The following is a 23,137-nucleotide window of genomic DNA, read 5'->3' on the forward strand; positions in this document are numbered from 1 at the left end:
CGGCACGCCCTTTCCCGCGCCTTCGTCCCCCCGCGTCGGCGCGCCGTAGTTAACACCCCCGATATACCGGTTTCCGCCCGAAAGGAGGCCATCATGCAGAACTCTGTGCCCGCTGGCCTCGCCACGGCCCCCTCTAAGACATCCGCCATCCGTGCCTTGTTCGCCACGGCAGGAACGCTCGCCGCTGGAGTGCTGGTAGCAGTACTCGCGGCAGGTGGAACCTACGCCCTGTGGAACGACTCGGTTCCCGTGCAGGCAGCTACGGTGCAGACCGGCACAAGCGGTATCACCGTCAATGGCGCCGAGACTTTCAGCGTCGACCTCAGCGCGACTACTCTGCTGCCCGGTAGGTCAGTGGTTCCGGCAACGCCGATCGTGCTCAAGAACATCGGCGTCACGCCCCTCAGCGTGACCGCACCGAGCATTATCTTCACCGCGGAATCCAGTGCGCTTCAGCCGTACCTGCAGGTGTCGATGATCCAGGCCACCGGAACCACCTGCACGGTGACCGCCGATGGCACCCCGCTTCCGGCCGCGATAGCGCCCATCGCTTTTACAGTCGGCCAGACCACCCCGGTCTGCCTCGAGATTCGCCTCGCGCCTGACGCCCCCGCTTCGGTGCAGGGCTCATCAGCGACGTTCCTCATCAGCCTCAACGCGGCGCAGGTGCGCCCGTGAGTATCCGCAATCGCATCGTTGCAGCCATCTCGATGGCTCTCTTCTTCGTATTGGTAGGGACGGGAGCGGCGTCCGCCCTCTGGCTGTCATTCAATTCCGTCGGCGCGACGGTCAAGGTGGCCAACCTCGCCGATGCCTGCACGAATGTCACCCAGATGCTGAACGCGAGCTTTGAGCAGCCAGCGCAGGCAAGCACGCTCGGCTATGCGAACGACGGCCAGATGAACGGATGGCGCGCGAAGGGCGCGAACGGCCAGCCTGTGCGCATCGAGATCTGGAATGGCTATGACAACGTCCCTGCGGGCGTCGGGAGTCAGTTTGTCGAGCTCAACGCCGACGAGCCAGGAACCATCTACCAGTCACTCACCACGACCCCGGGTCAGACTCTGCAGTGGTCATTCCTGCACCGCGGTCGCTCCGGCGTCGACACCATGGAACTCTTCATCGGTGCGGTGAACGCCGGTGTCTCCCAGGGGAGCTTCAGCGATGGCACCGGTGTATGGAACCGTTACTCGGGTGCCTACGTTGTACCTGCGGGCCAGAGCACAACGGAGCTCAGCTTCAAGGCGGTCTCTGCGGCGGGCGGCCCGTCGATCGGAAACTTCCTCGACGACGTGTCGTTCGGTACCGGGCCGTGCCTGACGGCGCAGACCGCCGTCACCAACGTCACGCTGGCCGGCACCAGCTATCGTCCCGGTGATGTGCTGGAGTACACGACGACCGTGAGCAACGTCGGAAGCTCGCTTTCGCAGAACAGCATTTTTGCGGGCGTCGTACCGGAGGGCCTCGAATACCAGGCTAACTCGATCACCATCGATGGAGTCGCCCGCACCGACGCCCTCGCTGGCGATCAGGCGAACTATGTGACGGCGGATCGCAAGGTCGTTGCCCGTATCGGAAACGGCGCCACTGACACCCTCGGCGGCACCATTGCTCAAGGCACTCAGACCGTGGTCATCAAGTACCGCGTCAAGGTGCCCGCCGCGGCCACCGGTGTCAGCTACGCGTTCACACCCACCGTCGCTTACGTCAACGGACTCGCCTCGGGATGGGTGCGAACTGCGACGTCGAACACCGTCACCATCACGACCGTCGGCGGGGCAGACCTGTCTACAGTCGTCACCGCGACCCCGTCGTCAGTGGGTCGCACGAGCACCACGGCCACGGCCGTGCAGTGGACCTGGGTGGTCACGAATAACGGCAACATTCCGAGCGGCGGGACGGTGACCGTGCCCATCTCGATTCCGACGGCGGCAACTCTCACCGGGAACGCGGTTCCCACCATCGCTGCGGGGCAGACCGGCTCCTGCACGTTGACCTCCTGCACCACCACACCTGCGATCGCCGTAGGCCACTCGCGGACTTTCTCAGTGACCCGCACCGTCACCACGGCTGCGGTTCCTGGCACGGCATACACCCTGACCGCCAGCGCCTCGTCTTCGGTCGCTGACTACGTCGCAGCCAACAACTCGGGCTCGGCGACGGTGACCGTCACGGATACCGCGGCTCCCAACAAGCCCGTGGCGTACGCCTTCGCGTCTCGTGGGCAGGTGCAACTCAACTGGCCGATCCCCGCGGACAACGTCGGTGTGGTGAGCTACAGGATCTACCGAGCGGGTATCGCGATTGCCACCACTTCAGACCTGCTGTATGTGGATGCGGGTCTCAATGCATCCACCCCGTACACGTACACGATCACGGCCATCGATGCTGCCGGTAATGAGTCGGTGCCATCCGACGTCATGTCGGTGACGACTCCAGCCACGTTGAGCGCAACACAGCGCTTCACTCTTCGCACCACCCACGCGACGCCTTACCTGTGCTTCACGCCGGACACCGTCGCCAACGCAGCTGACATCGACCAGAACACCTGCGGAGCATCCAACAACCAGGTGGGATCCACGGCGCAGCGCGTTGTCTTCACCAACGCGGGTGACGGTTTCTATCGGATTACGCCTCAGAACAACGCGAACCTGGCCTGGGCGATTGAACCGGGCACCAACCAGCTACTCGACGGCGCCAAGCTCCAGTTGAACACGTGGAGCAGTGCGGACAACCAGGAGTGGGCGCAGGTTGCCGAACCGGGTGGTTACGTGCGATTCATCAACAAGCTGACTAACAAATGCCTCGATATCAACGGACAATCCACGACTCTTGGACTCCAGTTCCAGCAGTACACCTGCAATAACACCGTTGCTCAGCGCTTCACCATGACAGCGGTGAACTGAACGTGAACCGGGCACGGCTAGCCATGGTCAGCGTTGTGACGGTGCTCGCTGCCGCGCTTGCGATGGGCGGCAGTGCAACCGCCGCCCAGGCGTCGCCGACGGAGATTCTCGTCAGCGCGGATGGCGTCTCATTCGGAACACACTTCGGGACGCCCCTGTTCGCCGGTATCGGCAAGCTCGTACCGCAGGATGTCGTCACGGTGAGCTTCTGGGTACGCAACCCGACCACGAGCGTGGCGAACATGCGAGTGAGCGTCAGCCACCTGGTCTCGCCTTCGATGGAGATGGCGTCGAACCTGATGCTCACGGCTGTAGATGTCAGCATGGGTGCGACGGAGAGCTCAGCTATCGCCGACCTCTCCACGTGCGACGTCGTTGTGGCTCCCCGTCCGCTTGCCGGCGGCGCGACCATGCGGGTCGACCTCACTCTGGAAATGATGGACGTCACAGGTCAGGTTGCTCAGGCCAAACTGGGGGACCTCGATTTTCTTGTGGGTATGCGCGACACGCAGGCAGGTGCATTTCCGGCCAGCGCCTGTGATGATGTGGGTGTGGCAATTCCCGGCATCCCGCCAACGGCTCCCTCGGGCAACAATCCTGGCGGCCTCATCAAGACCGGCGTCGACCTGCCCTACGACTGGTTCGCCATCGCGGCCGGCCTCTTCGGCTTCGGTTTCCTCCTGCTTCTTCGCCGTCGGCGCGAGCGCCGCGAAGAATCGTGAGCGGGGAGCAGCCCGCGGGGGTCGAAGAGACGCCCACAGAAGTCGCTGAGGCGCCCAAAGCCAAGCAGGAGAAGAGCCTCGCGCACTACCTCGGCCTGATGTTCGGCATCGTGCTGGTGATCGTCGTGGCGTTCTTCGCCGCGATCCTCATCATCATCCCGAAGGTGGGTGGGGCCATCCCGCTCACCGTTCTCACACAGTCCATGGAACCGGGACTTCCGCCCGGAACGCTCATCGTGGTCGGACCGGTCGAGTTCGACGAGATCGAGGTCGGCGACGTCATCACCTACCAGATCCGTTCGGGCGAGCCCGGTGTGATCACCCACCGCGTGATCGGCTTCACGAGCGGTGACGATGGCGGTCAGCGACTCATCCTGCAGGGTGATAACAACGACACGCCTGATGAGCCGGTGCGCGACGTGCAGGTGCAGGGTCGTATGTGGTACTCCGTTCCCTACCTCGGTTTTGTCAACCAGGCCGTCAACGGCGAGGACCGCGGCGGCATCGTCGCCGTGATCGCCGGACTCTTCTTCGCCTACGCCGCCTTTATGGTGTTCACCGGCATCGCCGACTCGCGCAAGAAGAAGCGTGGCAAGGGCCGCCGTTCAGACGCCAAGAAGTAGTCGTTCACCCAGCGGCGTTAGGCTTTGCGGGTGAAGGCCATTCGTCGATTTACCGTCCGCACCGTTCTGCCAGAGCGCCTCGCCGCGCTCGAGGAGCTCGCCACCAACCTTCGCTGGTCGTGGCACGAGCCGACACGGCAGCTATTCGCTGGCATCGAGCCCTCCGTGTGGGACGAAATCGGCCACGACCCCATCGGACTGCTCGGGGCCGTGAGTCCCGCCCGTCTTGCCGAGCTAGCGGATGACGCGGCCTTCGTCGAGCGTGCTGACTCCCTGCTGGCGGAACTCCACGCGTATCTGCGCGAGCCCCGCTGGTACCAGGGTCTGGAGAACGCGCCGGCATCCCTCGCCTACTTCTCACCGGAGTTCGGAATCGCCGCAGCGCTTCCGCAGTACTCGGGCGGCCTCGGCATTCTCGCCGGCGACCACTTGAAGAGCGCCTCCGACCTCGGCGTGCCGATCATCGGCGTGGGCCTGTTCTACCGGGCCGGCTACTTCCGTCAGGCGATCTCGCGTGACGGCTGGCAGCAGGAGAGCTACCCCGTGCTCGACCCCGACGGACTGCCGCTGCGCGTGCTGCGCCACCCCGACGGTCGCGCCGCGATGGTCACCCTCGCACTTCCGGACGGCAAGGCGCTCTACGCACGCATCTGGCAGCTGAATGTCGGGCGCATCCCGTTGCTGCTGCTGGACACCGACATCCCCGAGAACGACGACGACCTGCGCGGTGTCACCGACCGGCTCTACGGCGGCGCGGGCGAACACCGCCTGTTGCAGGAACTGCTGCTCGGCATCGGTGGCGTGCGCGCGATCGGCATCTACACCGAGCTGACCTCGACGCCCGTGCCCCTCGTGTTCCACACCAACGAGGGCCACGCGGGCTTCCTCGGTCTCGAGCGCATCAGCGACCTGATCGGTGCGGGCCTCTCGTTCGCCGAGGCCCTGCAGGTGGTGCGCAGCGGCACCGTCTTCACGACCCACACACCGGTGCCCGCGGGCATCGACCGGTTCGAGGCACCCATGGTCGAGCGCTACTTCTCGACCGAGCTGCTGCCCGGCGTCGACGCGGCCGACGTGCTCGCCCTCGGCATCGAGGCGCACGAGGGCGGCGACCCCGAGATGTTCAACATGGCCGTGATGGGCCTGCGTCTCGGGCAGCGCGCCAACGGTGTCTCCATCCTGCACGGCGAGGTGAGTCGCGGCATGTTCGGCCCGCTTTGGCCCGGTTTTGATAACGCGGATGTGCCGATCACCTCGGTCACGAACGGCGTTCACGCCCCCACCTGGACCGACCCCCTGCTGCTCGAACTCGCGAACTCGAAGCTCGGCACGAGGGATACCACCTCCGCCGACTGGCGCTCCGAGGCGGTCACCGACGGCGACCTCTGGGGAGTGCGCGGTGCGATGCGTGCCCAGCTCGTCACCGACGCCCGCCGCCGTGTGACCGACGCCTGGCAGGAGCAGAACCCCGGAGTGCAGGCGCCCGACTGGTACAACGACCTGCTCGACCCGAACGTGCTCACCATCGGCTTCGCCCGGCGTGTTCCTACCTACAAGCGCCTCACGCTGATGCTGCACGACGAGGACCGCCTGCGCGCGCTGCTGCTGCACCCCGAGCGCCCCATCCAGATCGTGATCGCCGGTAAATCGCACCCCGCCGACGACGAGGGCAAGCGCCTCATCCAGCGCCTCATCGAGTTCGCATCGGAGCCCGAGCTGCGCAATCGCATCGTGTTCCTTCCGAATTACGACATCGCCATGGCCCGACTGCTCTATCCCGGTACTGACGTGTGGCTCAACAACCCGCTGCGCCCACTCGAAGCCTGCGGCACGAGCGGCATGAAGGCCGCGCTCAACGGATCCCTCAACCTGTCGATCCTCGACGGCTGGTGGGCCGAGTTCTACGATGAGGAGAACGGCTGGGCGATTCCCAGCTCCGACGCTACCGACCCGGCAGAACGCGACCGCCTCGAGGCCGAATCGCTCTACGACCTCATCGAGCACCAGGTCGCCCCGCGCTTCTACGACCGCGGTGACGACGGCGTGCCCACGCGCTGGGTGCAGGCCATCCGTCACACTCTCGCAACGCTGTCGCCCGAGCTCTCGGCCGACCGCATGGTGCGCGAGTACGTCAACCGCCTGTACCTGCCGGCCGCAGAGGCCCACGCCGAGATCACCGCGTCGAGCTACCAGCCGGCCCGCGAGCTCGCGGCGTGGAAGGCGCGCGTGACCGCGGCCTGGCCGAGCGTGAGCGTCACCCACGTCGAGTCGGGCGGTGTCGACACGGTGCCGCAGGTGGGGGATACCCTGCACCTGCGCGCACACGTCGCGCTCGGCACCCTCACCCCCGACGATGTTCTCGTCGAGGTTGTGTACGGGCGGGCGCGCGGCGAGGACGAGCTTCTGGACATCCAGCGCGCGCCGCTCGAACTCGAGACGCACGACCTGGGTGCGGCAGCGACCTTCGGTGGCGACATGACGCTGGCTCGCGCCGGGAGCTTCGGCTACAACGTTCGGGTTGTGCCGCGGCATCCCCTGCTCGCATCGTCCGCGGAGCTGGGCCTGATCGCCGTTATGGAGTAGTTACGGCCCTGCGGAACAGCAGCGCCGACGTGATCAGCTGCCACGCGAAGATCGAGTACACGGCGATGCGCTCGAAGATCGCGGGGTCGGCGATCGACTGCGGGGTGACGGTGAAAACGAGTCCGACCAGGCCGATGACTCCGATGATCGGGATGACGTAGGCGTACCAGCGCGGCATCCCGAGCTGGGTTCGGGCGCTCCCTAGCACGATCGCGAGCAGGTTGCCGGCGGCGATCGCGATGCCGGCACCCAGCGCGTGCAGGGCGATCGCGCCACTCGCGACCGACTCGATGCCACCCGGGAAGATCGCGACGAGCAGCATGCCGACGAGAACCGAGATGCCGAGGACGCTCACCGTGATGCGGCGGCCCTTCGTGAGCGATCGGGCCAGAAGAAACATCGTCGTCATGACTGCGGCGCCCATCGCGACGAAGCCGAAGGTCATGACGGGCCAGAGCGGCGAGCACATCGCGCGACCGCCGAAGTCGGCCGTGCAGACGCGGGTGCCGAGGTCGCTGATGAAGTTGTGGCCGTAGTTGTAGGTTCCGGCCGTCCAGCCGAGAGCGCTGATCGCCTCGGCGGCGAGGAAGACGATGGGGCCGAACGCGGCGAGGATGGCGCGCAGGAGTAGTTGCCGACGGGTCACGAATCTCTTCCAATCGCGGCGATGATGCCGTCGGTGACGCGCAGCAGGTCGGTTGGAGCGAGCTCGATGTCGAAGCCGCGCTTGCCGCCGCTCACGAAGATCGTGTCGAACAGCTCGGCTGTCTCGTCGAGCACCGTCGCGTGTTTCGTCTTCTGGCCGATCGGGCTGATACCGCCCACGATGTAGCCGGTGCGGCGCTCGGCCAGCTTCGGGTCGGCCATCTCGGCCTTGCGGCCGCCGACCGCGCTCGCGAGGGCCTTGAGATCCAGCTTGCCGGAGACCGGAACGATCGCCACGACCAGGGATCCGTCGACATCCGCGAGCAGGGTCTTGAACACGCGCTCGGGGTCGAGATTCAGCTCGGACGCGGCCTCCGCCCCGAAGTTCGTCGAACCCGCGTCGTGCGCGTAGGCGTGAGGCGTGAACGGCACACCGGCTGCCAAGAGGGCTACCGTCGCGGGGGTTGCGCCGGAGGCATCCCGATTCTTCGACATCAGAGCGCGCGGTACAGGCGCATCGAGGTGCCGGAGATGGTGACCTCGCTGCCGGGGTCGGCGTCGCCGGCCGCGGGCAGGTCGGCGAGGGCCGAGTCCCAGAGCAGGGTGTAGCCGGTCACGCCCTCGTGTTCGGGCAGGGTGACCGTGACGTCCTCCTCGAGGCCGTGCACGATGAGCAGGATGCGGTTGAACTCCTCGACCTCGGGCGTCGAGGCCGCGAGGTACTGCAGGGTGCGGGAGGCGGGCGAATTCCAGTCTCCGTCCGACATCGTCAGGCCCTCGGTGTTGTACCAGTCCATCTGCGAGGCGCTCGGCACCGTCTCGCCGAAGCGGCCGAAACGCACCGGGCGCAGGGCGGGGTTCTCGTGCCGCAGGCGGATGAGCAGTCGCGAGACTTCGAGCAGGTCATCCTGCCACTCGTCCCGAGACCACGGCAGCCAGGTCAGCTCGCTGTCGTGGCAGTAGGCGTTGTTGTTGCCGCGCTGGCTGCGACCGAATTCGTCACCGGCAGTCAACATCGGGATGCCCGCACTCAACAGCAGCGTTCCGAGCAGGTTGCGCATGGCCTTGCACCGAGCGTCGAGAACGACCTCGTCGGTGGTCGGGCCCTCAGTGCCGTGGTTGAAGGAGTGGTTGTTGTCGGTGCCGTCGCGGTTGTTCTCACCGTTACCGGCGTTGTGCTTCGCGTTGTACGCGGTGAGGTCGGCCATCGTGAAGCCGTCGTGCGCGGTGATGAAGTTGACGGAGGCGAGCGGGCCACGCTCGTTCGAGAAGACGTGGGCGGAGCCGGCGAGGCGGCGGGCGAGGGATCCGATGCCGTTCGGCGCGCTGCCGTGCTCGCGGGCGGCTCCCACGTCGGAGAGCCAGAAGTCGCGCATGCGGTCGCGGTAGCCGTCGTTCCACTCGAGGTAGCCGAGCGGGAAGTTGCCGACCTGCCAGCCGCCCATACCGACATCCCAGGGCTCGGAGATCATCACCGAGTCCTGCAGCTGCGGGTCACCGAGGATCGCCGTGAGCAGCGGGTGCTCGCGCTGGTACTCGACCTTCTCGTCGCGGCCCAGGGTCGCCATGAGGTCGAAACGGAAGCCGTCGACCTGCACGTCGTTGGCCCAGTAGCGCAGGGAGTCGAGCACGAGGCGCTGGGCCGCATCCTTCGAGAAATCGACCGTGTTGCCGCAGCCGGTGACGTCGATGTAGGCGCCGGTCGCGTCCTGGCGGTAGTAGTTGGCGTTGTCGAGGCCCCTGAGCGAGGTGGTCGGTCCGGTCGGGCCCTCCTCGGCGGTGTGGTTGTAGACGACATCGAGCACGACCTGCAGCCCCGCCGCGTGCAGGCTGCGCACCATCTCCTTGAACTCGCGGAGCACGGCGCCCGTGCCGCCCGTCTGCGCGGACCTGGTGGCGTACTCGGCGTGCGGGGTGAAGAAGTTGAGGGTGTTGTACCCCCAGTAGTTGGTGAGGCCTTGCTTGATGAGACGCTGCTCGCTCACCGACTGGTGCACGGGAAGCAGTTCGACGGTGGTGACGCCGAGATCCTGCAGGTAGCGGATGGTCGACTCGTGACCGAGCCCCGCGTAGGTGCCACGCAGTTCTTCGGGCACATCGAGGTTCAGTTTGGAGAGGCCCTTCACGTGCGCCTCGTAGAGCACGACGTGGTCGAGTGGTGTGCCGGGCTTCTCGACGCCCTGCCAGTCGAATTCGTCGTCCTGCACGTAGGAGCGCCACTCGCCCTCGCTCGTGCGGGCCAGCCCGCGCGAGTACGGATCGATCAGGTCGACGGTCGGGTCGAATTGGTGGGTCGGGCCGGTCGGGCCCGATGCGCGCAGCGAGTAGCGGGTGCCGGCGACGAGTCCGGGGGAGGTGCCGAACCAGACACCGTCGCCCTGGGGTTCGAGATCCATGGTGGAGACGACCCAGTTCGGGTCCTTCGCCGAGTACAGGCAGACCTCGATGGCTGTCGCGCTCTCCGACCAGACGCGGATCTCCCCGCCTGCAGCGGTGAGCCTCACCCCCAGGGGAGCGACCTCGGCGGGGGAAAGCGAAGACATGGTTTCAAGAGTAAAGGCCTCGTGAGTCATGCTTGTTACGTAACGCCTATCGGGCTGGCCCCAAAACTGGGTCCGAACCCGCTCACTTTCTGGAGAAACTGTGCCGATCTACCTCGACCACGCGGCGACGACGCCGATGCGCGGCGACGTGATCGCTGCCTACGCGCAGGCGCTCGCCGTGGTCGGCAACCCCGCCTCCATCCACAGCCAGGGCCAGAATGCGAAGCGGATGCTCGAGGAGGCCCGCGAGCAGGTCGCCGCCTCCCTGGGGGCCGACTCTGTCGAAGTCACGTTCACCGGGGGCGGCACCGAATCCGTCAATCTCGGCATCAAGGGGCTGTTCTGGGCTCGCGAGGGAGCGGGTCGTCGCATCCTCGTTCCGGAGGGGGAGCACCACGCCACCATGGACGCCGTCGAGTGGCTCGCGAAGCACGAGGGCGCGCTGATCGAGTGGATTCCGATCGACGGGAGTGGCCGCATCCAGCTCGATGCACTGGCCGCGGCCCTGGATCGCTTCGACGACGTCGCACTCGTGACCGCGCTGCTCGCCAACAACGAGGTCGGCACGATCCAGCCCATCGCTGAGATCGTCGCGCTCGCCGCGGCTCACGGCGTGCCCGTGCACGTGGATGCGATCGCGGCCTACGGCTACTTGGCCGTCGACTTCCACGCGCTGGGTGCCGCGACCCTCTCGGTGTCGGCGCACAAGATCGGCGGCCCGGTCGGCGTCGGCGCGCTGCTCATCGCCCGCAGGGCCACGGTCGTGCCGCTGGTGCACGGCGGCAACCAGCAGCGGGGACGCTCCGGCACCCAGGACGTGGCCGGAGCCGTCGCATTCGGGTTCGCGGCCGAGCAGGCGGTCGCCGGGCTGGCCGGCGCTGCCGGACTGGCCGGCCTGCGTGATCGGCTCATCGCCGGCGTCCAGGCCGCGGTGCCGTCGGCGATCCTGCGCGGCGACCCCGTCGACCGCCTCGCCGGCAACGTGCACTTCACCTTTCCCGGCTGCGAGGGCGACTCTCTGCTGTTCCTGCTCGATGTCGCCGGCTTCTCGGTCTCGACCGGATCCGCCTGCCAGGCCGGAGTGCCCGAGGCATCGCACGTGCTCCTGTCGATGGGCCTCAGCGAACCCGACGCGCGCGGTGCGCTGAGGATGACGCTCGGCCACGCATCCACAGCGGAGGAAGTCGACGCGCTCGTCGCGGCGCTCCCCGCCGCCGTGGCCAGCGCGAGCCGCGCCGGTCTCGCCGAGAACTCCCGCTTCGGCGGCTGACTGCGACGCGACGTAGACTCGATCCCATGCGTGTTGTAGCGGCGATGAGTGGCGGAGTGGACTCTGCGGTCGCTGCCGCGCGCGCCGTCGAGGCCGGACACGAGGTTGTCGGCGTGCACCTCGCGCTCAGCCGCATGCCCGGCACCCTGCGCACCGGCGCCCGCGGCTGCTGCACCATCGAGGACTCGATGGACGCCCAGCGCGCCGCCAACATCATCGGAATCCCGTACTACGTCTGGGACTTCTCCTCCCGCTTCAAGGAGGACGTCGTTCAGGACTTCGTCGACGAGTACAGCGCTGGCCGCACACCGAACCCGTGCATGCGCTGCAACGAGCGCATCAAGTTCTCCGCGCTGCTCGAGAAGGCTCTCGCCCTCGGCTTCGACGCGGTCGTCACCGGCCATTATGCCGACGTGCGCACCGACGAGTTCGGCAATAAGGAGCTGCACCGCGCCGCCACCTGGGCCAAGGACCAGTCCTACGTGCTCGGCGTGCTCACGACCGAGCAGCTCGCGCACTCGATGTTCCCGCTCGGCACCACGCCGTCCAAGGCTGAGGTTCGCGCCGAGGCCGCAGCACGCGGCTTCAGCGTCGCCAACAAGCCCGACTCGCACGACATCTGCTTCATTCCGGATGGCGACACTCGCGGTTGGCTGAAGGACAAGGTCGGCGCCACCCAGGGTGCGATCCTCGACCGCAGTGGAAACGTGCTCGGCACCCACGAGGGAGCGCACGCTTTCACCGTCGGACAGCGCAAGGGCCTCTCGATCGGCTACCCCGCCGACGATGGCAAGCCGCGTTTTGTGCTCGAGGTTCAGCCGAAGACGAACACCGTCGTCGTCGGGCCCAAGGAAGCGCTCGACATCGCCGAGATCGCCGGATCCACGTTCTCGTGGGCCGGACTCGACCCCGTGGCATCCGGGATCGCCGCATCAGTGGGAGCGCCCTTCGTCTGCGAGGTGCAGATCCGTGCACACGCCGACCCGGTGCCCGCTGTTGCTGTTCTGCGCGACGGCGAACTGGTGATCACCCCCGACGAGCCGCTCAGCGGCGTCGCCCCCGGCCAGACGGCCGTTGTCTACGTCGGCACCCGCGTGCTCGGCCAGTGCACCATCGACCGCACGGTGAGTGCCGTGCCGGTTCCTGCTGCTTCCTAGCCTCGGCTTCCCTCGGCGTGATGTCGAATTCGCTCGATTGATGATGTATAGAAAACTTGACACAGAGTAAACCAGGCCATACATTATCCATGTCAAAGTTTCTATACATGGGAGTCAACGTGTCCTTCGCAGAAAAGAACATCTGGATCTATGGTGTGCTCGCCGTGGTGATCCCCGCGGTGTACGCGGTCATCGTGCTCGGACAGGTCGGCAGTACGCCAGTCGAGGAGATCGAATACGTCATCCCGCTCATCACAGCGATCGCTGCCGCAATCGTGCTCGCGATCATCGGCAACATCATCGTCGCCATCGCGTCTCCCAAGGGGGCAGGTATCAACGACGAGCGCGACCGCGGGATCAGTCGCACCGGCGAACTCGTCGGCTACTACTCGCTCTCAGCCGGGGTGCTCGTTGCCCTGGGGCTGGTGATGGCTGAGGCACCGCACTTCTGGGTGGCCCAGACGATCTACGCGGCGTTCATCCTCTCCGCCATCCTCTCGACGATCATCAAGATCGTCGCCTACCGTCGGGCGGCCTGAGCATGGTCAAGCCCACGAGCGTCACGAATGACATCCGCCGGCTGCGCTTCGCGCACGGCGAGATGACCCAGGCCGACCTCGCCGAGCGCGTCGGGGTCACCCGGCAGACGATCATCGCGATCGAGCAGGGCAAGTACTCGCCGTCGCTCGAGATGGCCTTCCAGATCGCGCGGGCCTTCGGGGTTCCGCTCGACGAGGTCTTCCAGTACCCGGTGCAGTCGTGAGGGCCGCGGGCTTCGACCGCTACGGCTCGCCGCAGGTCGTACGAGTGATCGAGCTGCCCGACCCGGTAGCGGGACCGGGCGCGGTGCTCGTGCGAGTGACCGCCGCGTGCGTGACCTCGGCTGACGTCGCCGCCCGGTCGGGTGACCCCTTCGCCATCCGCCTCATCGTCGGACTGACCCGTCCCCGACGACGCGTGCTCGGCACCGAGTTCGCCGGCGTGATCGAGTCGACCGGCGCCGACGTGACCCGTTTCGCCGTCGGTGACCGGGTGGTCGCGGCATCCGGTGCAACGTTCGGCGCGCACGCCGAACTCGTCACGGTCGCCGAAGACGGCGCGATTGCGAAGATTCGGGATGACATCCAGCTCGCTGACGCACTCGCCGTCGCCGAGGGGGCGCTCACCGCCCTGCCGTTCCTGCGGGATCACGCGAGACTCGCGGCCGGGCAGCGCATCCTCATCAATGGCGCATCGGGAAGTGTGGGCAGCGCGGCCGTGCAGCTTGCGAAGCTCTTCGGTGCACACGTCACCGCGGTGTGCAGCGCGGCGAACACGGATCTCGTGACGGCGCTCGGCGCGGATCGGGTCATCGACTACGGCAGCGAAGATTTCACCGCCGGGGGAGAGTACGACGTGATCTTCGACGCGGTGGGTGCGAGCACGTTCGGGCGCAGCCGCAAAGTGCTTGCTCCCGGCGGTACGTACCTCACGACGGTGCCCGACCCGCGGATCCTCCTCGACGGCCTCCGGGCGCGCCGGTCGGGGCAGACGGCGAAGCTCGCGCTGACGGGCCTGCGCAAGAACGCGGACAAGCGTGCCGACCTCGAGTGGCTGATGCCGCTCGTCGCCGACGGATCACTCGTCCCCGTCATCGACTCCCGATATCCCCTGGATCGGGTCGCGGACGCCCACGCCCGCGTGGACACCCGGCGCAAGCGCGGCGCGGTGCTGCTCGAGTTCTAGGCCGAGACGGACTCGTCCGAGAGAGCTGGCACGCGCGTGCGCAGCCAGCCCCACGCGCCGAGGCCGGCGGCGAGGGCGAGACCGAGGGTGTCGGCGAACAGGGTCCAGGCCGTGTTGAGAAGGCCTCCGCCGATCAGCAGGTACAGGCGGTCGTCGGGCTGCTCGCCGCCGCCCGGGTTCAGGGCGAGCTGGTTCTGGCCGAGCACGAGGAACGCCTGAACCAGGACCGAGAGAATGAGCCCCACGACCAGTGCGAGGAAGGTGCGGCCGATGGCGGCGCCGAGACCCATCCCGAATCGCAGCGGGGCGATCAGCCAGAGGGACAGGAACAGCCCGATGGCGACCGGCACCATCAGGCCGAGCGTGTGCGGGAGCGCCTGGCCGAACGCGGGCAGGGCGTACTCGAAGCCGTCGAGCGACTGCATCGTCACCCCCTGCATGTAGACGACGCCGATGACTCCGCTCGTCACCCCGACCAGTGTCGCCAGCACGAGAAACACGCCCGCCGCGATCGCTGCGGGGAGGGGATGACGCTTGGCTGTGAAGTCGGGACCAGTCATGGTCACTCACCTTAGGGGGCGTCGGTGGCCGTGCCTAGACTTGGGCTCGTGGCAGACACCGACACCCCCCAGAAACTGCAGCAGGCGAGCGACGAAGCCGCGCAGCTGACCACCCGCATCCTCGAACTGCGCGACGCGTATTACGAGCGCGACGAGACTCTCGTAAGCGATGCGGACTACGACCTGATGCTGCAGCGGCTCGAGGAGCTCGAGCGGCTGTTCCCCGAACTGCAGAGCCAGGACAGCCCCACCCAGACGGTCGGCGGTCGCGCCGAGACCACGCTGTTCGACCCGGTACAGCACGCCGAGCGCATGCTCTCCCTCGACAACGTGTTCTCGATCGAGCAGTTCACCGAGTGGGCGACGAAGGTGGAACGGGATTCCGCTCGACGCGTCGACTACCTCTGCGAACTCAAAATCGACGGCCTGGCCATCAACCTGCGCTACGAGAACGGCGTGCTCACGAGCGCGGCCACCCGTGGCGACGGGGTCGTCGGGGAGGACGTCAGCGAGAACGTGCGCTATATCCCGACCATTCCGCAGCGCCTCGTCGGCGAAGGGCATCCGGAGATCGTCGAGGTGCGTGGTGAGGTCTTCATCCCCGTCGCCGAATTCGACGGCCTCAACGAGCTGCAGGGGCGTATGCGCGAGCGTGTCATCACCGCGGCGCGCGATAAGTGGCAGGCCAAGGGTGGCACTGGCGAGTTCGAGGAGCAGAAGGCGGTCGACTCCGCAGCCCGGCGCTTCCCCGCCTTCGCGAACCCGCGCAATGCCGCGAGCGGTGGACTGCGCCAGCAGCTCGACAAGAAGGGCGGCCTCGAACGCGAGGCTGCAGAGGCGCGCTTCGCCTCGCTGCGTATGTACGTGCACGGCATCGGAGCCTGGCCACACCCTCCGGTCGACAGCCAGAGCGAGGTCTATGGCCTGCTCTCGGGCTGGGGTCTTCCGACGAGCCCGCACTTCCGCGTCGTCGACAAGGTCGAGGGCGCCGTCGAATTCATCGAGCACTGGGGCGAACACCGCCACTCGGTCGAACACGAGATCGACGGCATCGTCATCAAGGTGGATGAGCTCGAACTGCACGACGAACTCGGTGCGACGAGCCGCGCACCCCGCTGGGCCATCGCTTACAAGTACCCGCCTGAGCAGGTGCAGACGAAGCTGATCGACATCGTCGTCTCGGTCGGCCGCACGGGCCGCGCCACCCCGTTCGCCGTGATGGAGCCGGCCGTGGTGTCCGGCTCGACCGTGCGCCAGGCCACCCTGCACAACCAGGACGTGGTGAAGCTCAAGGGTGTGCTCATCGGAGACACCGTTGTGCTGCGTAAGGCCGGCGACGTGATTCCCGAAGTGCTCGGCCCGGTCGTCGAGCTGCGCGACGGCTCCGAGCGCGAGTTCGTCATGCCGACCAACTGCCCCGAGTGCGGCACCCCGCTTCGCCCCATGAAGGAGGGCGACATCGACCTGCGCTGCCCCAACGCGCGCAGCTGCCCCGCCCAGGTGCGCGGTCGCGTCGAGCACGTCGGATCCCGCGGCGCCCTCGACATCGAGGTGCTCGGTGAGGTCACCGCGGCCGCCCTCACCCAGCCGCTCTACCCGGCCGAGCCGCCGCTCGTCACCGAGGCCGGGCTGTTCGAGCTGCAGCTGCGCGACCTGTTCGACATCATCGTGGTGCCACGCGATAACGAGACCGGGGAGCAGAAGCTCGACGACAATGGCAACCCGCGCAAGCTGCGTCCCTTCGGCCGCAAGCGGAAGAAGACCGGCAAGGACGCTGACCCCGCGTACGATCCGGCTGCAGAGGAGTTCGCCGGAGACGCCGACTACGTACCGTCCAAGACCGCGATCGACCTCGTCGCCAACCTCGAGAAGGCGAAGACCTCGCCGCTCTGGCGCATCCTCGTCTCGCTCAGCGTGCGGCACGTCGGCCCGGTCGCGGCCCGCGCCCTCGCGGACTACTTCGGTTCGCTCGACGCGATCCGTGCCGCCAGCCGCGAGGAGCTCGCTGCCGTCGACGGCGTGGGCGGAATCATCGCCGACGCGCTCAGCGAGTGGTTCGCCGTGGATTGGCACGTCGAGATCCTCGACCGCTGGGCCGCCGCGGGCGTGCAGTTCGCGACGCCGAACCATCCCGGACCGGGAGCCGCGGCCGCCGCCGGTGGGCCGCTCGCCGGCATCACCGTTGTGGCGACCGGATCGCTGGAGGGATTCTCGCGCGAGGGTGCGCTCGAGGCGATCATGGCCGCCGGGGGCAAGGCCGCGTCGAGTGTCTCGAAGAAGACGGACTTTGTGGCGGCCGGCCCGGGCGCCGGCTCGAAGCTGGGCAAGGCAGAGGAGCTCGGCATCCGGATTCTGGATGCAGCGGAGTTCGCCCTGCTGCTCGAGGGCGGCCCCGCCGCAGTAGCGCTGCCCGAAGAAGAGACCGCGCCCGACCCCGGGTAAGCTTGCCGAGACATGGACGAGCTTGATTTTTCTGCAGAGATCGCTGCCCTACGGTCGACCTTCGATGACATCCGCTCCGTGGTGGGCGTCGATCGACTCGAGGCCCAGATCGCCGAACTCAGCGAGCAGGCCGGTGCGCCCGACCTCTGGGACGACACCGACAAGGCCCAGAAGGTCACCAGCGACCTGAGCCACCGCCAGGCCGAGCTCGCGAAGATCGTCTCCATCGAGAGCCGCCTCGACGACCTCGAGGTCATGGTCGAAATGGCGAATGATGAAGCGGATGTCGCGGCCGCCGACGAGGCGCGCGCAGAGTTGAAGGCGATCGAGAAGGTACTCGGCGACCTCGAGGTGCAGACGCTCCTCGACGGAGAGTACGACGACCGCCCCGCCGTCATCACCATCCGTGCTGGCGCCGGCGGAGTGGATGCCGCCGACTTCGCCGACATGCTGTTCCGCATGTACCTGCGCTGGGCCGAGAAGCACAAGTTCGCCGTCACCGTCATGGACACCAGCTACGCAGAAGAAGCGGGCATCAAGTCAGCCACCTTCGAGATCGACGCGCCCTACGCCTTCGGCACGCTGAGCGTCGAGGCCGGAACCCACCGCCTCGTGCGCATGTCGCCGTTCGGCGCAGCGGGCAAGCGCCAGACCAGCTTCGCCGCGGTCGAGGTCATCCCGCTCATGGAAGAGGCGGAGGCGATCGAAATCCCCGAGAACGACCTGCGCGTCGACGTGTTCCGCTCGAGCGGCCCCGGCGGCCAGTCCGTCAACACCACCGACTCGGCCGTGCGCCTCACTCACATCCCGACCGGCACCGTGGTGAGCATGCAGAACGAGAAGAGCCAGATCCAGAACCGGGCCGCCGCCATGCGCGTGCTGCTGTCGCGCCTGCTCATCATCCAGAAGGAGCAGGAGGCGGCCACCAAGAAGGAGTTCGCCGGTGTCATCACCGCGAGCTGGGGCGACCAGATGCGCAGCTACGTGCTCGCGCCGTACCAGATGGTCAAGGACTTGCGTACGGAGTACGAAGAGGGCAACCCCTCCAAGGTCTTCGATGGCGACCTCGACGGCTTCATCAACGCCGGCATCAAGTGGCGTAAGCGTTCCATCGAGGACTAGCCGCACAGTTCGGCGGGACTGCAATCGTGGCGCTAGTTCAGCCGCAGAGACCGGCGGCGCATCACGAGCGCCGCAACTACCAGCCCTGCCGCGGCCGCCGCGAGCATCCACACGCCCCCACTCCAGTCCACGTCGTCTCCGAACGGCACGGGGCTGTGACTGAAAGGGGACAGTTCGGTGAGCCAATCGGGCGCCCCGACCAGGCCGCCGAAGAAGCCGAGGAACGACAGCACGCCGAGCAGGCTCCAGCCGAGCGCTGAGGTCGCCGCCGGGAGCAGCGTGAAGATCAGGGCCAGCGCTGCGAGGAAGACCAGCGCGGCCGGCAGTTGTGCGGCGGCCGCCGCGAACACCTTGCCGATCTGGCCGGTGTCGCTCCCCGTGCCGAGTACCCCCAATGCGCCGACGAGCGCGCCGGAGAGCAGCACCAGCCCGATCGCGATGCCGCCGACCACGAGGTAGTCGACGAACCAGCGCACGCGTGAGGTCGGAGTTGCGAGCAGCAGCTCGGCTGTTCCACCGGCCTCCTCCTGCCGGGCGCGGATGACGGCCTGCACCGCGCACGCCGCGGCGAGGATGCCGACCAGGTTGAACATCAGCGTGATGAGGGTCTCCTCGAGTGTTCCACCTCCGTGCGCGACCGTGTCGATCGTGTCCGCGATCGCGGGATTCTGGCCGGCCGCAGTCTCGAGCAGGGAGCCGAGGGATCCCGCGAAGAACCCGAACGCCGCGCCACCGAGGGACCACGCGATGATCGTCGGGTACTGCAGCCGCCAGGCGAGAGCAAGAGTGCCGGAGAGTGACCCCGTGGCCCGACCGCGCCGCCCGGCGAACAGGCTCGCCCCCAGGTCGCGGCGGGCCACGATCACCAGCACCACGCCGGCGCAGGCGACGAACAACGCAAGATTGAGTACCAGCGGCGCGTAGTCGTTCTCGTTGAAGGCCCCGACCTGCTCGGCCCAGCCCACGGGGGAGAGCCAGGTCGGCCACGCACTAGCGATCGAGAGTCCGTCGGACGACGGGGTACCGAGCGCGTCACCCAGTCCACGCAGGATGAGCGAGCCCACCACGAGGATCACCGCCACCGAGTTCGAGGACCGCGCGCTGCGGAACAGCTGTGCGGCGAGCAGCCCGAGCCCGAGGAACGCCATCCCGACCGCTGCTGCAGCAACCCCGGTCAGCAGCGAGCCGTCGACGGCCAGCCCCGTGACGGCGAACCCCGCCGCGACTCCCACGCCGAGAACGAGATTCGCGAGCAGCCCGTGAACAACCGTGGCCAGATACGGGATGTACCGCCCCGCCGCCGTGGACGACACGAGTTCGGCGCGGCCCGACTCCTCCTCGGCGCGTGTGTGCCGTATTGCAAGGAAGGTGCTCATCAGTCCCGCCATCAGCCCCAGCCAGGTGAAGATCTGGAAGAAGGTGAACTGACCGATCTCGGCGCCGTTCGGCAGGCCGCGCACCATAAGAATGGCGGGGTTGGCGACGGCGAGACGCAGGATGCCGCTGCGCGCCTCGTCATCTCCGTATTCGTCACCGATCGCGGCGGCGGCGAACAGCGCGAGCAGCGCGGTAGACGCGACCCAGAGAGGCACCGTCCAGCGGTCGCGGCGGATGCGCTGGCCGAGTAGCACGAGCAGGGCGCTCACGGCGCATCGCCGTAGTGGCGAAGGAAGAGTTCCTCGAGCGAGGCGGGAGCCACGGTGAGTCCCTGCACGGAGAGCGCGCCGAGCGCGTGGAGTACCGGACCCAGGGCCGCGCTGTCTGCGGTGAAGCGCACGCGGTCGTCGACGGTCGAGACGTCGGGCCCCAGGGGAGTGAGCTGCGCGTCGGTCAGGGTGCCGCGTGAGAAGGAGATTTCGGTGCGGGTCAGGTGCCGCATGTCCGCGAGGGTGCCCGTCTCCACGATGCGCCCCGCCCGCACAATGCTCACCCGGTCGCACAATAGCTCGACCTCGGAGAGGATGTGGCTCGACAGCAGCACGGTCGCGCCCTCCGCGCGAACCCGGCGGATCTCCCTCTCGAACACCCCCTCCATGAGCGGGTCGAGCCCACTCGTCGGCTCGTCGAGGATGTACAGGTCGGCGGGCGTCGCGAACGCCGCGATCAAGGCCACCTTCTGCCGGTTGCCCTTCGAGTAGGCGCGACCCTTCTTGGCCGGGTCGAATTCGAACACGTCGATGAGTCTCGCGCGCTGCTCGCGGTAGCCGGGCGTCTCCCCGCGCAGTTTCGCCAGCAGGTCGATGGCCTCGCCACCGGAGAGGTTCGGCCAGAGCGAGACGTCACCCGGCACGTAGGCGATGCGCTTGTGCAGGGCGACGGCGTCACTCCACGGGTCCTTGCCGAAGACCGTCGCCGATCCACCGGAGGCACGCGCTAGCCCGAGCAGGATCCTGATCGTCGTGGACTTGCCCGCCCCGTTCGGCCCGAGAAAACCGTGCACCTCGCCGGCCGACACGGAGAGGTCGAGCCCGTCGAGTGCGCGGGTGCGGCCGTAAGTCTTCAGAAGTGCGGATGTCTCGATCACTGAGTCCATGTCGCGACACTACGCCTGAACGCCCACGTTGTGAGTCTGGTCAAAACATGAGTGTCGGCCTGTCGTCGGCGTGGATGCGCCGCACGAATCTAGAGTGCAACAGTCATGATTCGGTTCGATACAGTCACCAAGTCTTACCCGCGCAACCCGCGGCCCGCCCTCAATGCCGTGAGCATGGAGATCCTGAAGGGCGAATTCGTCTTTCTGGTCGGCGCGTCCGGTTCCGGTAAGTCCAGCTTCCTTCGTCTTGTGCTCAAGGAGGAGAAACCCTCTAAGGGACAGATCCACGTGCTGGGCCAACAGCTCGGTACTCTGTCGAGCCGCAAGGTGCCGTACTTCCGCCGCAACCTCGGTGTCGTCTTCCAGGACTTCCGGCTGCTGCCGCAGAAGACCGTCTTCGACAACGTCGCGTTCAGCCTGCAGGTCATCGGCAAAAGCCGCGGCTTCATTCAGGAGGCCGTGCCCGACGTGCTCAAGATGGTGGGCCTCGCCGGAAAGTCGAACCGGTTCCCGCACGAACTCTCCGGTGGTGAGCAGCAGCGCGTCGCCATCGCCCGCGCCATCGTGAACAAGCCCGCGATCCTGTTGGCCGACGAGCCGACGGGAAACCTCGACCCCGCGACATCCGCCGGCATCATGACCCTGCTCGAGCGCATCAACCTCGGCGGCACGACCGTGATCATGGCGACCCACGACGTGGGCATCGTCGACCAGATGAAGCGTCGAGTCATTGAATTGACGGATGGCCGTATCGTGCGCGACGAACGTCAGGGCGGCTACCAGACCCAGGCCGTTCCGATCCAGGGATTCGGCCTGGCCGGCACGCAGGCAGCCGGCACCGAGGGGGTCTCCGCGTGAGACTCGGACTCGTGCTCGGAGAAGCCGCCAGCGGCCTGCGCCGCAACATCTCCATGGTGATCTCGGTCGTTCTCGTGACCTTCATCTCGCTCACGTTCGTGGGCACAGCGATCCTGCTGCAGCAGCAGATCGGTCAGATGAAGGGCTACTGGTACGACCGCGCCCAGGTCACCGTCTCGCTCTGTACCGCCACCGACAGCACCGGAACCTGTGCGCAGGAGGAGGCGACCGACGCCCAGAAGGGCCAGGTCGAGGCGCAGCTGGAATCCACGACCCTCGCGCCCTACATTGAGCGCTATGAGTTCGAGGACCGCGAGCAGGCGTTCAAGAACTTCCAGCAGAGCTTCAAGGGCAGCCCGATCGTCGATCTCGCTAGCCCCGAGTTCCTGCCCGAGAGCTTCCGGGTGAAACTCAAGGATCCGACGCAGGCCGCCGTGCTGATCGAGAGCCTCTCGGGCATCGCGGGCGTGCAGAGTGTCAAGGATGAACGGGCCTACCTCGATCCGATTCTCAACATGCTCAACGTGGCCAGCTACGCGGCCATCGGCCTGGCGGCGCTCATGTTGATCGCGGCCGCGCTGCTCATCGCCACGACGATCCGTCTCAGCGCGTTCTCGAGGCGACGCGAGATCGGCATCATGAGGCTCGTGGGGGCATCGAACCGGTTCATCCAGACCCCCTTTATTCTCGAGGGCGTCTTCGCGTCGCTCATCGGCTCACTGCTCGCCGGTGGTGCCGTGGTCGCGATCGTGCACTTCTTCGTTCGCGGTTACCTGGTGAACTCGGTCGGCAACTCGACAGGACTTGTCGGTGTGGATGACGCGCTCATCGTGGTCCCGATCCTCGTCGCGATCGGTGGGGTGCTCGCGGCTGGGTCTGCGGGCGTCGCGATCAGCCGGTACCTCAAGGTATAGACTGAACGGCTGCGCACGCAGAGTGCGCACCCGAACGAGAGATACAGCATGCCCCGCGAGCAAGGCCAGAAGGTTGTCGCCAGCAACCGCAAAGCCCGCCACGACTACACGATCGAAGACACCTACGAAGCCGGACTGGTTTTGACGGGTACAGAGGTCAAGTCGCTGCGAGCCGGTCGCGCGAGCCTTGTCGACGGCTACGGATTCATCGACGGGGGAGAGGCGTGGCTCGACGCCGTGCACATCCCGGAGTTCAACCAGGGCTCGTGGAACAACCACCCGCCCCGACGCAAGCGCAAAATGCTGCTGCACAAGGCGCAGATCCTCAAAATCCACAACAAGGTCAAGGAGGGCGGGTACACGCTGGTGCCCCTCTCGATCTACTTCCTCAACGGAAACGCCAAGGTCGAGCTGGCCGTCGCCAAGGGTAAGCGCGAGTACGACAAGCGCCAGACCCTGCGCGAGCGACAGGACAAGAAGGAAGCGGACCGCGCCATGGGGACGCAGCGCAACCTCAACGAATAGCTCTGGGTT

The 23,137-nt window shown here is 67.0% G+C and carries 21 protein-coding genes; 15 read left to right on the forward strand and 6 right to left on the reverse strand.

Annotated elements, in window-relative coordinates; translation table 11 throughout:
- Window positions 1-93: 93 nt before the first annotated feature.
- From EYE40_RS01740 to glgP, 5 genes are read left to right on the forward strand one after another with little or no spacing between them, the layout of a single operon-like run.
- Window positions 94-678 (forward strand): SipW-dependent-type signal peptide-containing protein, encoded by a 585-nt coding sequence (locus tag EYE40_RS01740; protein ID WP_130980327.1) that lies wholly within the window; start codon window positions 94-96, stop codon window positions 676-678.
- Window positions 675-2,906, forward strand: coding sequence for an RICIN domain-containing protein (locus EYE40_RS01745; RefSeq protein WP_130980328.1), 2,232 nt, complete (start codon window positions 675-677; stop codon window positions 2,904-2,906). Before EYE40_RS01740 ends, EYE40_RS01745 begins: the two co-directional genes overlap by 4 nt.
- Before the next feature lie 2 nt (window positions 2,907-2,908).
- Window positions 2,909-3,628 carry a hypothetical protein gene (locus EYE40_RS01750; RefSeq protein WP_130980329.1) on the forward strand — a complete coding sequence of 240 codons (720 nt, stop codon included), beginning with the start codon at window positions 2,909-2,911 and terminating at the stop codon, window positions 3,626-3,628.
- Window positions 3,625-4,251 carry a signal peptidase I gene (locus tag EYE40_RS01755; protein ID WP_130980330.1) on the forward strand — a complete coding sequence of 209 codons (627 nt, stop codon included), beginning with the start codon at window positions 3,625-3,627 and terminating at the stop codon, window positions 4,249-4,251. The genes EYE40_RS01750 and EYE40_RS01755 overlap by 4 nt, the downstream gene beginning before the upstream one ends.
- A 30-nt stretch (window positions 4,252-4,281) precedes the next feature.
- The gene (gene glgP, locus EYE40_RS01760) at window positions 4,282-6,834 is read left to right on the forward strand and encodes an alpha-glucan family phosphorylase (RefSeq protein ID WP_130980331.1); all 2,553 of its coding nucleotides are present in this window, start codon (window positions 4,282-4,284) and stop codon (window positions 6,832-6,834) included.
- Here glgP and EYE40_RS01765 read toward each other — a convergent pair.
- Genes EYE40_RS01765 through glgX form a run of 3 tightly spaced genes read right to left on the reverse strand, consistent with a single transcriptional unit; the run spans window position 6,824 to window position 10,022 of the window.
- Window positions 6,824-7,480: a DUF998 domain-containing protein gene (locus tag EYE40_RS01765; RefSeq protein WP_130980332.1), complete on the reverse strand. Its 657-nt coding sequence runs from the start codon at window positions 7,478-7,480 to the stop codon at window positions 6,824-6,826. The two genes, glgP and EYE40_RS01765, sit on opposite strands and share 11 nt — an antisense overlap.
- On the reverse strand, window positions 7,477-7,974 hold the full coding sequence (ybaK, locus tag EYE40_RS01770; protein ID WP_130980333.1) for a Cys-tRNA(Pro) deacylase: 498 nt from the start codon (window positions 7,972-7,974) through the stop codon (window positions 7,477-7,479). Before ybaK ends, EYE40_RS01765 begins: the two co-directional genes overlap by 4 nt.
- Window positions 7,974-10,022, reverse strand: coding sequence for a glycogen debranching protein GlgX (glgX, locus tag EYE40_RS01775; protein ID WP_130980334.1), 2,049 nt, complete (start codon window positions 10,020-10,022; stop codon window positions 7,974-7,976). Before glgX ends, ybaK begins: the two co-directional genes overlap by 1 nt.
- A gap of 100 nt (window positions 10,023-10,122) precedes the next feature.
- On the opposite strand from glgX, the gene EYE40_RS01780 reads away from it, so the two are divergent.
- The 5 genes from EYE40_RS01780 (at window position 10,123) to EYE40_RS01800 (ending at window position 14,174) form a co-directional block, all read left to right on the forward strand.
- The gene (locus EYE40_RS01780; RefSeq protein WP_130980335.1) at window positions 10,123-11,292 is read left to right on the forward strand and encodes a cysteine desulfurase family protein; all 1,170 of its coding nucleotides are present in this window, start codon (window positions 10,123-10,125) and stop codon (window positions 11,290-11,292) included.
- Between the two features lie 26 nt (window positions 11,293-11,318).
- Window positions 11,319-12,449 (forward strand): tRNA 2-thiouridine(34) synthase MnmA, encoded by a 1,131-nt coding sequence (gene mnmA, locus EYE40_RS01785; RefSeq protein ID WP_130980336.1) that lies wholly within the window; start codon window positions 11,319-11,321, stop codon window positions 12,447-12,449.
- Between the two features lie 89 nt (window positions 12,450-12,538).
- Window positions 12,539-12,988, forward strand: a complete 450-nt coding sequence (locus tag EYE40_RS01790; RefSeq protein ID WP_154071839.1) for a hypothetical protein — start codon at window positions 12,539-12,541, stop codon at window positions 12,986-12,988.
- Between the two features lie 2 nt (window positions 12,989-12,990).
- Window positions 12,991-13,212 (forward strand): helix-turn-helix transcriptional regulator, encoded by a 222-nt coding sequence (locus EYE40_RS01795; protein WP_130980338.1) that lies wholly within the window; start codon window positions 12,991-12,993, stop codon window positions 13,210-13,212.
- Window positions 13,209-14,174 carry an NAD(P)-dependent alcohol dehydrogenase gene (locus EYE40_RS01800; RefSeq protein WP_130980339.1) on the forward strand — a complete coding sequence of 322 codons (966 nt, stop codon included), beginning with the start codon at window positions 13,209-13,211 and terminating at the stop codon, window positions 14,172-14,174. The genes EYE40_RS01795 and EYE40_RS01800 overlap by 4 nt, the downstream gene beginning before the upstream one ends.
- On the opposite strand, the gene EYE40_RS01805 is transcribed toward EYE40_RS01800, so the two are convergent.
- Window positions 14,171-14,734, reverse strand: a complete 564-nt coding sequence (locus EYE40_RS01805; protein WP_130980340.1) for a hypothetical protein — start codon at window positions 14,732-14,734, stop codon at window positions 14,171-14,173. The genes EYE40_RS01800 and EYE40_RS01805 overlap by 4 nt on opposite strands.
- Before the next feature lie 48 nt (window positions 14,735-14,782).
- On the opposite strand from EYE40_RS01805, the gene ligA reads away from it, so the two are divergent.
- Window positions 14,783-17,176 (forward strand): NAD-dependent DNA ligase LigA, encoded by a 2,394-nt coding sequence (ligA, locus tag EYE40_RS01810; protein WP_193554465.1) that lies wholly within the window; start codon window positions 14,783-14,785, stop codon window positions 17,174-17,176.
- Between the two features lie 12 nt (window positions 17,177-17,188).
- Window positions 17,189-18,298, forward strand: a complete 1,110-nt coding sequence (prfB, locus tag EYE40_RS01815; RefSeq protein WP_130980342.1) for a peptide chain release factor 2 — start codon at window positions 17,189-17,191, stop codon at window positions 18,296-18,298.
- A 32-nt stretch (window positions 18,299-18,330) separates the two neighbouring features.
- Here the strand turns inward: prfB and EYE40_RS01820 are convergent, their stop codons facing one another.
- Both EYE40_RS01820 and EYE40_RS01825 read right to left on the reverse strand, forming a co-directional pair.
- Window positions 18,331-19,944 (reverse strand): ABC transporter permease, encoded by a 1,614-nt coding sequence (locus EYE40_RS01820; protein WP_130980343.1) that lies wholly within the window; start codon window positions 19,942-19,944, stop codon window positions 18,331-18,333.
- Window positions 19,941-20,831, reverse strand: coding sequence for an ABC transporter ATP-binding protein (locus tag EYE40_RS01825; protein ID WP_193554466.1), 891 nt, complete (start codon window positions 20,829-20,831; stop codon window positions 19,941-19,943). The genes EYE40_RS01820 and EYE40_RS01825 overlap by 4 nt, the downstream gene beginning before the upstream one ends.
- 105 nt (window positions 20,832-20,936) lie before the next feature.
- Here EYE40_RS01825 and ftsE point away from each other — a divergent pair, with 105 nt between their 5' ends.
- From ftsE to smpB, 3 genes are read left to right on the forward strand one after another with little or no spacing between them, the layout of a single operon-like run.
- Entirely contained in the window at window positions 20,937-21,689 is a 753-nt protein-coding gene (gene ftsE, locus EYE40_RS01830; RefSeq protein WP_130980344.1) for a cell division ATP-binding protein FtsE, read from the forward strand.
- Window positions 21,686-22,603 (forward strand): permease-like cell division protein FtsX, encoded by a 918-nt coding sequence (ftsX, locus tag EYE40_RS01835; RefSeq protein ID WP_130980345.1) that lies wholly within the window; start codon window positions 21,686-21,688, stop codon window positions 22,601-22,603. Before ftsE ends, ftsX begins: the two co-directional genes overlap by 4 nt.
- Window positions 22,604-22,651: 48 nt before the next feature.
- Window positions 22,652-23,128 (forward strand): SsrA-binding protein SmpB, encoded by a 477-nt coding sequence (gene smpB, locus EYE40_RS01840; protein WP_130980346.1) that lies wholly within the window; start codon window positions 22,652-22,654, stop codon window positions 23,126-23,128.
- Window positions 23,129-23,137: the final 9 nt, after the last annotated feature.

The sequence above is a fragment of the Glaciihabitans arcticus genome (assembly GCF_004310685.1).
Taxonomy (GTDB): domain Bacteria; phylum Actinomycetota; class Actinomycetes; order Actinomycetales; family Microbacteriaceae; genus Conyzicola; species Conyzicola arctica.

What these genes read in the sequence shown, in the direction of transcription:
- EYE40_RS01740 (WP_130980327.1), top strand. Translation starts at nt 94, where the DNA reads ATGCAGAACTCTGTGCCCGCTGGCCTCGCCACGGCCCCCTCTAAGACA.
- ybaK (WP_130980333.1), bottom strand. Translation starts at nt 7,974, where the DNA reads ATGTCGAAGAATCGGGATGCCTCCGGCGCAACCCCCGCGACGGTAGCC.
- glgX (WP_130980334.1), bottom strand. Translation starts at nt 10,022, where the DNA reads ATGTCTTCGCTTTCCCCCGCCGAGGTCGCTCCCCTGGGGGTGAGGCTC.
- mnmA (WP_130980336.1), top strand. Translation starts at nt 11,319, where the DNA reads ATGCGTGTTGTAGCGGCGATGAGTGGCGGAGTGGACTCTGCGGTCGCT.
- EYE40_RS01790 (WP_154071839.1), top strand. Translation starts at nt 12,539, where the DNA reads ATGTCAAAGTTTCTATACATGGGAGTCAACGTGTCCTTCGCAGAAAAG.
- EYE40_RS01795 (WP_130980338.1), top strand. Translation starts at nt 12,991, where the DNA reads ATGGTCAAGCCCACGAGCGTCACGAATGACATCCGCCGGCTGCGCTTC.
- EYE40_RS01805 (WP_130980340.1), bottom strand. Translation starts at nt 14,734, where the DNA reads ATGACTGGTCCCGACTTCACAGCCAAGCGTCATCCCCTCCCCGCAGCG.
- prfB (WP_130980342.1), top strand. Translation starts at nt 17,189, where the DNA reads ATGGACGAGCTTGATTTTTCTGCAGAGATCGCTGCCCTACGGTCGACC.
- EYE40_RS01825 (WP_193554466.1), bottom strand. Translation starts at nt 20,831, where the DNA reads ATGGACTCAGTGATCGAGACATCCGCACTTCTGAAGACTTACGGCCGC.
- ftsE (WP_130980344.1), top strand. Translation starts at nt 20,937, where the DNA reads ATGATTCGGTTCGATACAGTCACCAAGTCTTACCCGCGCAACCCGCGG.
- smpB (WP_130980346.1), top strand. Translation starts at nt 22,652, where the DNA reads ATGCCCCGCGAGCAAGGCCAGAAGGTTGTCGCCAGCAACCGCAAAGCC.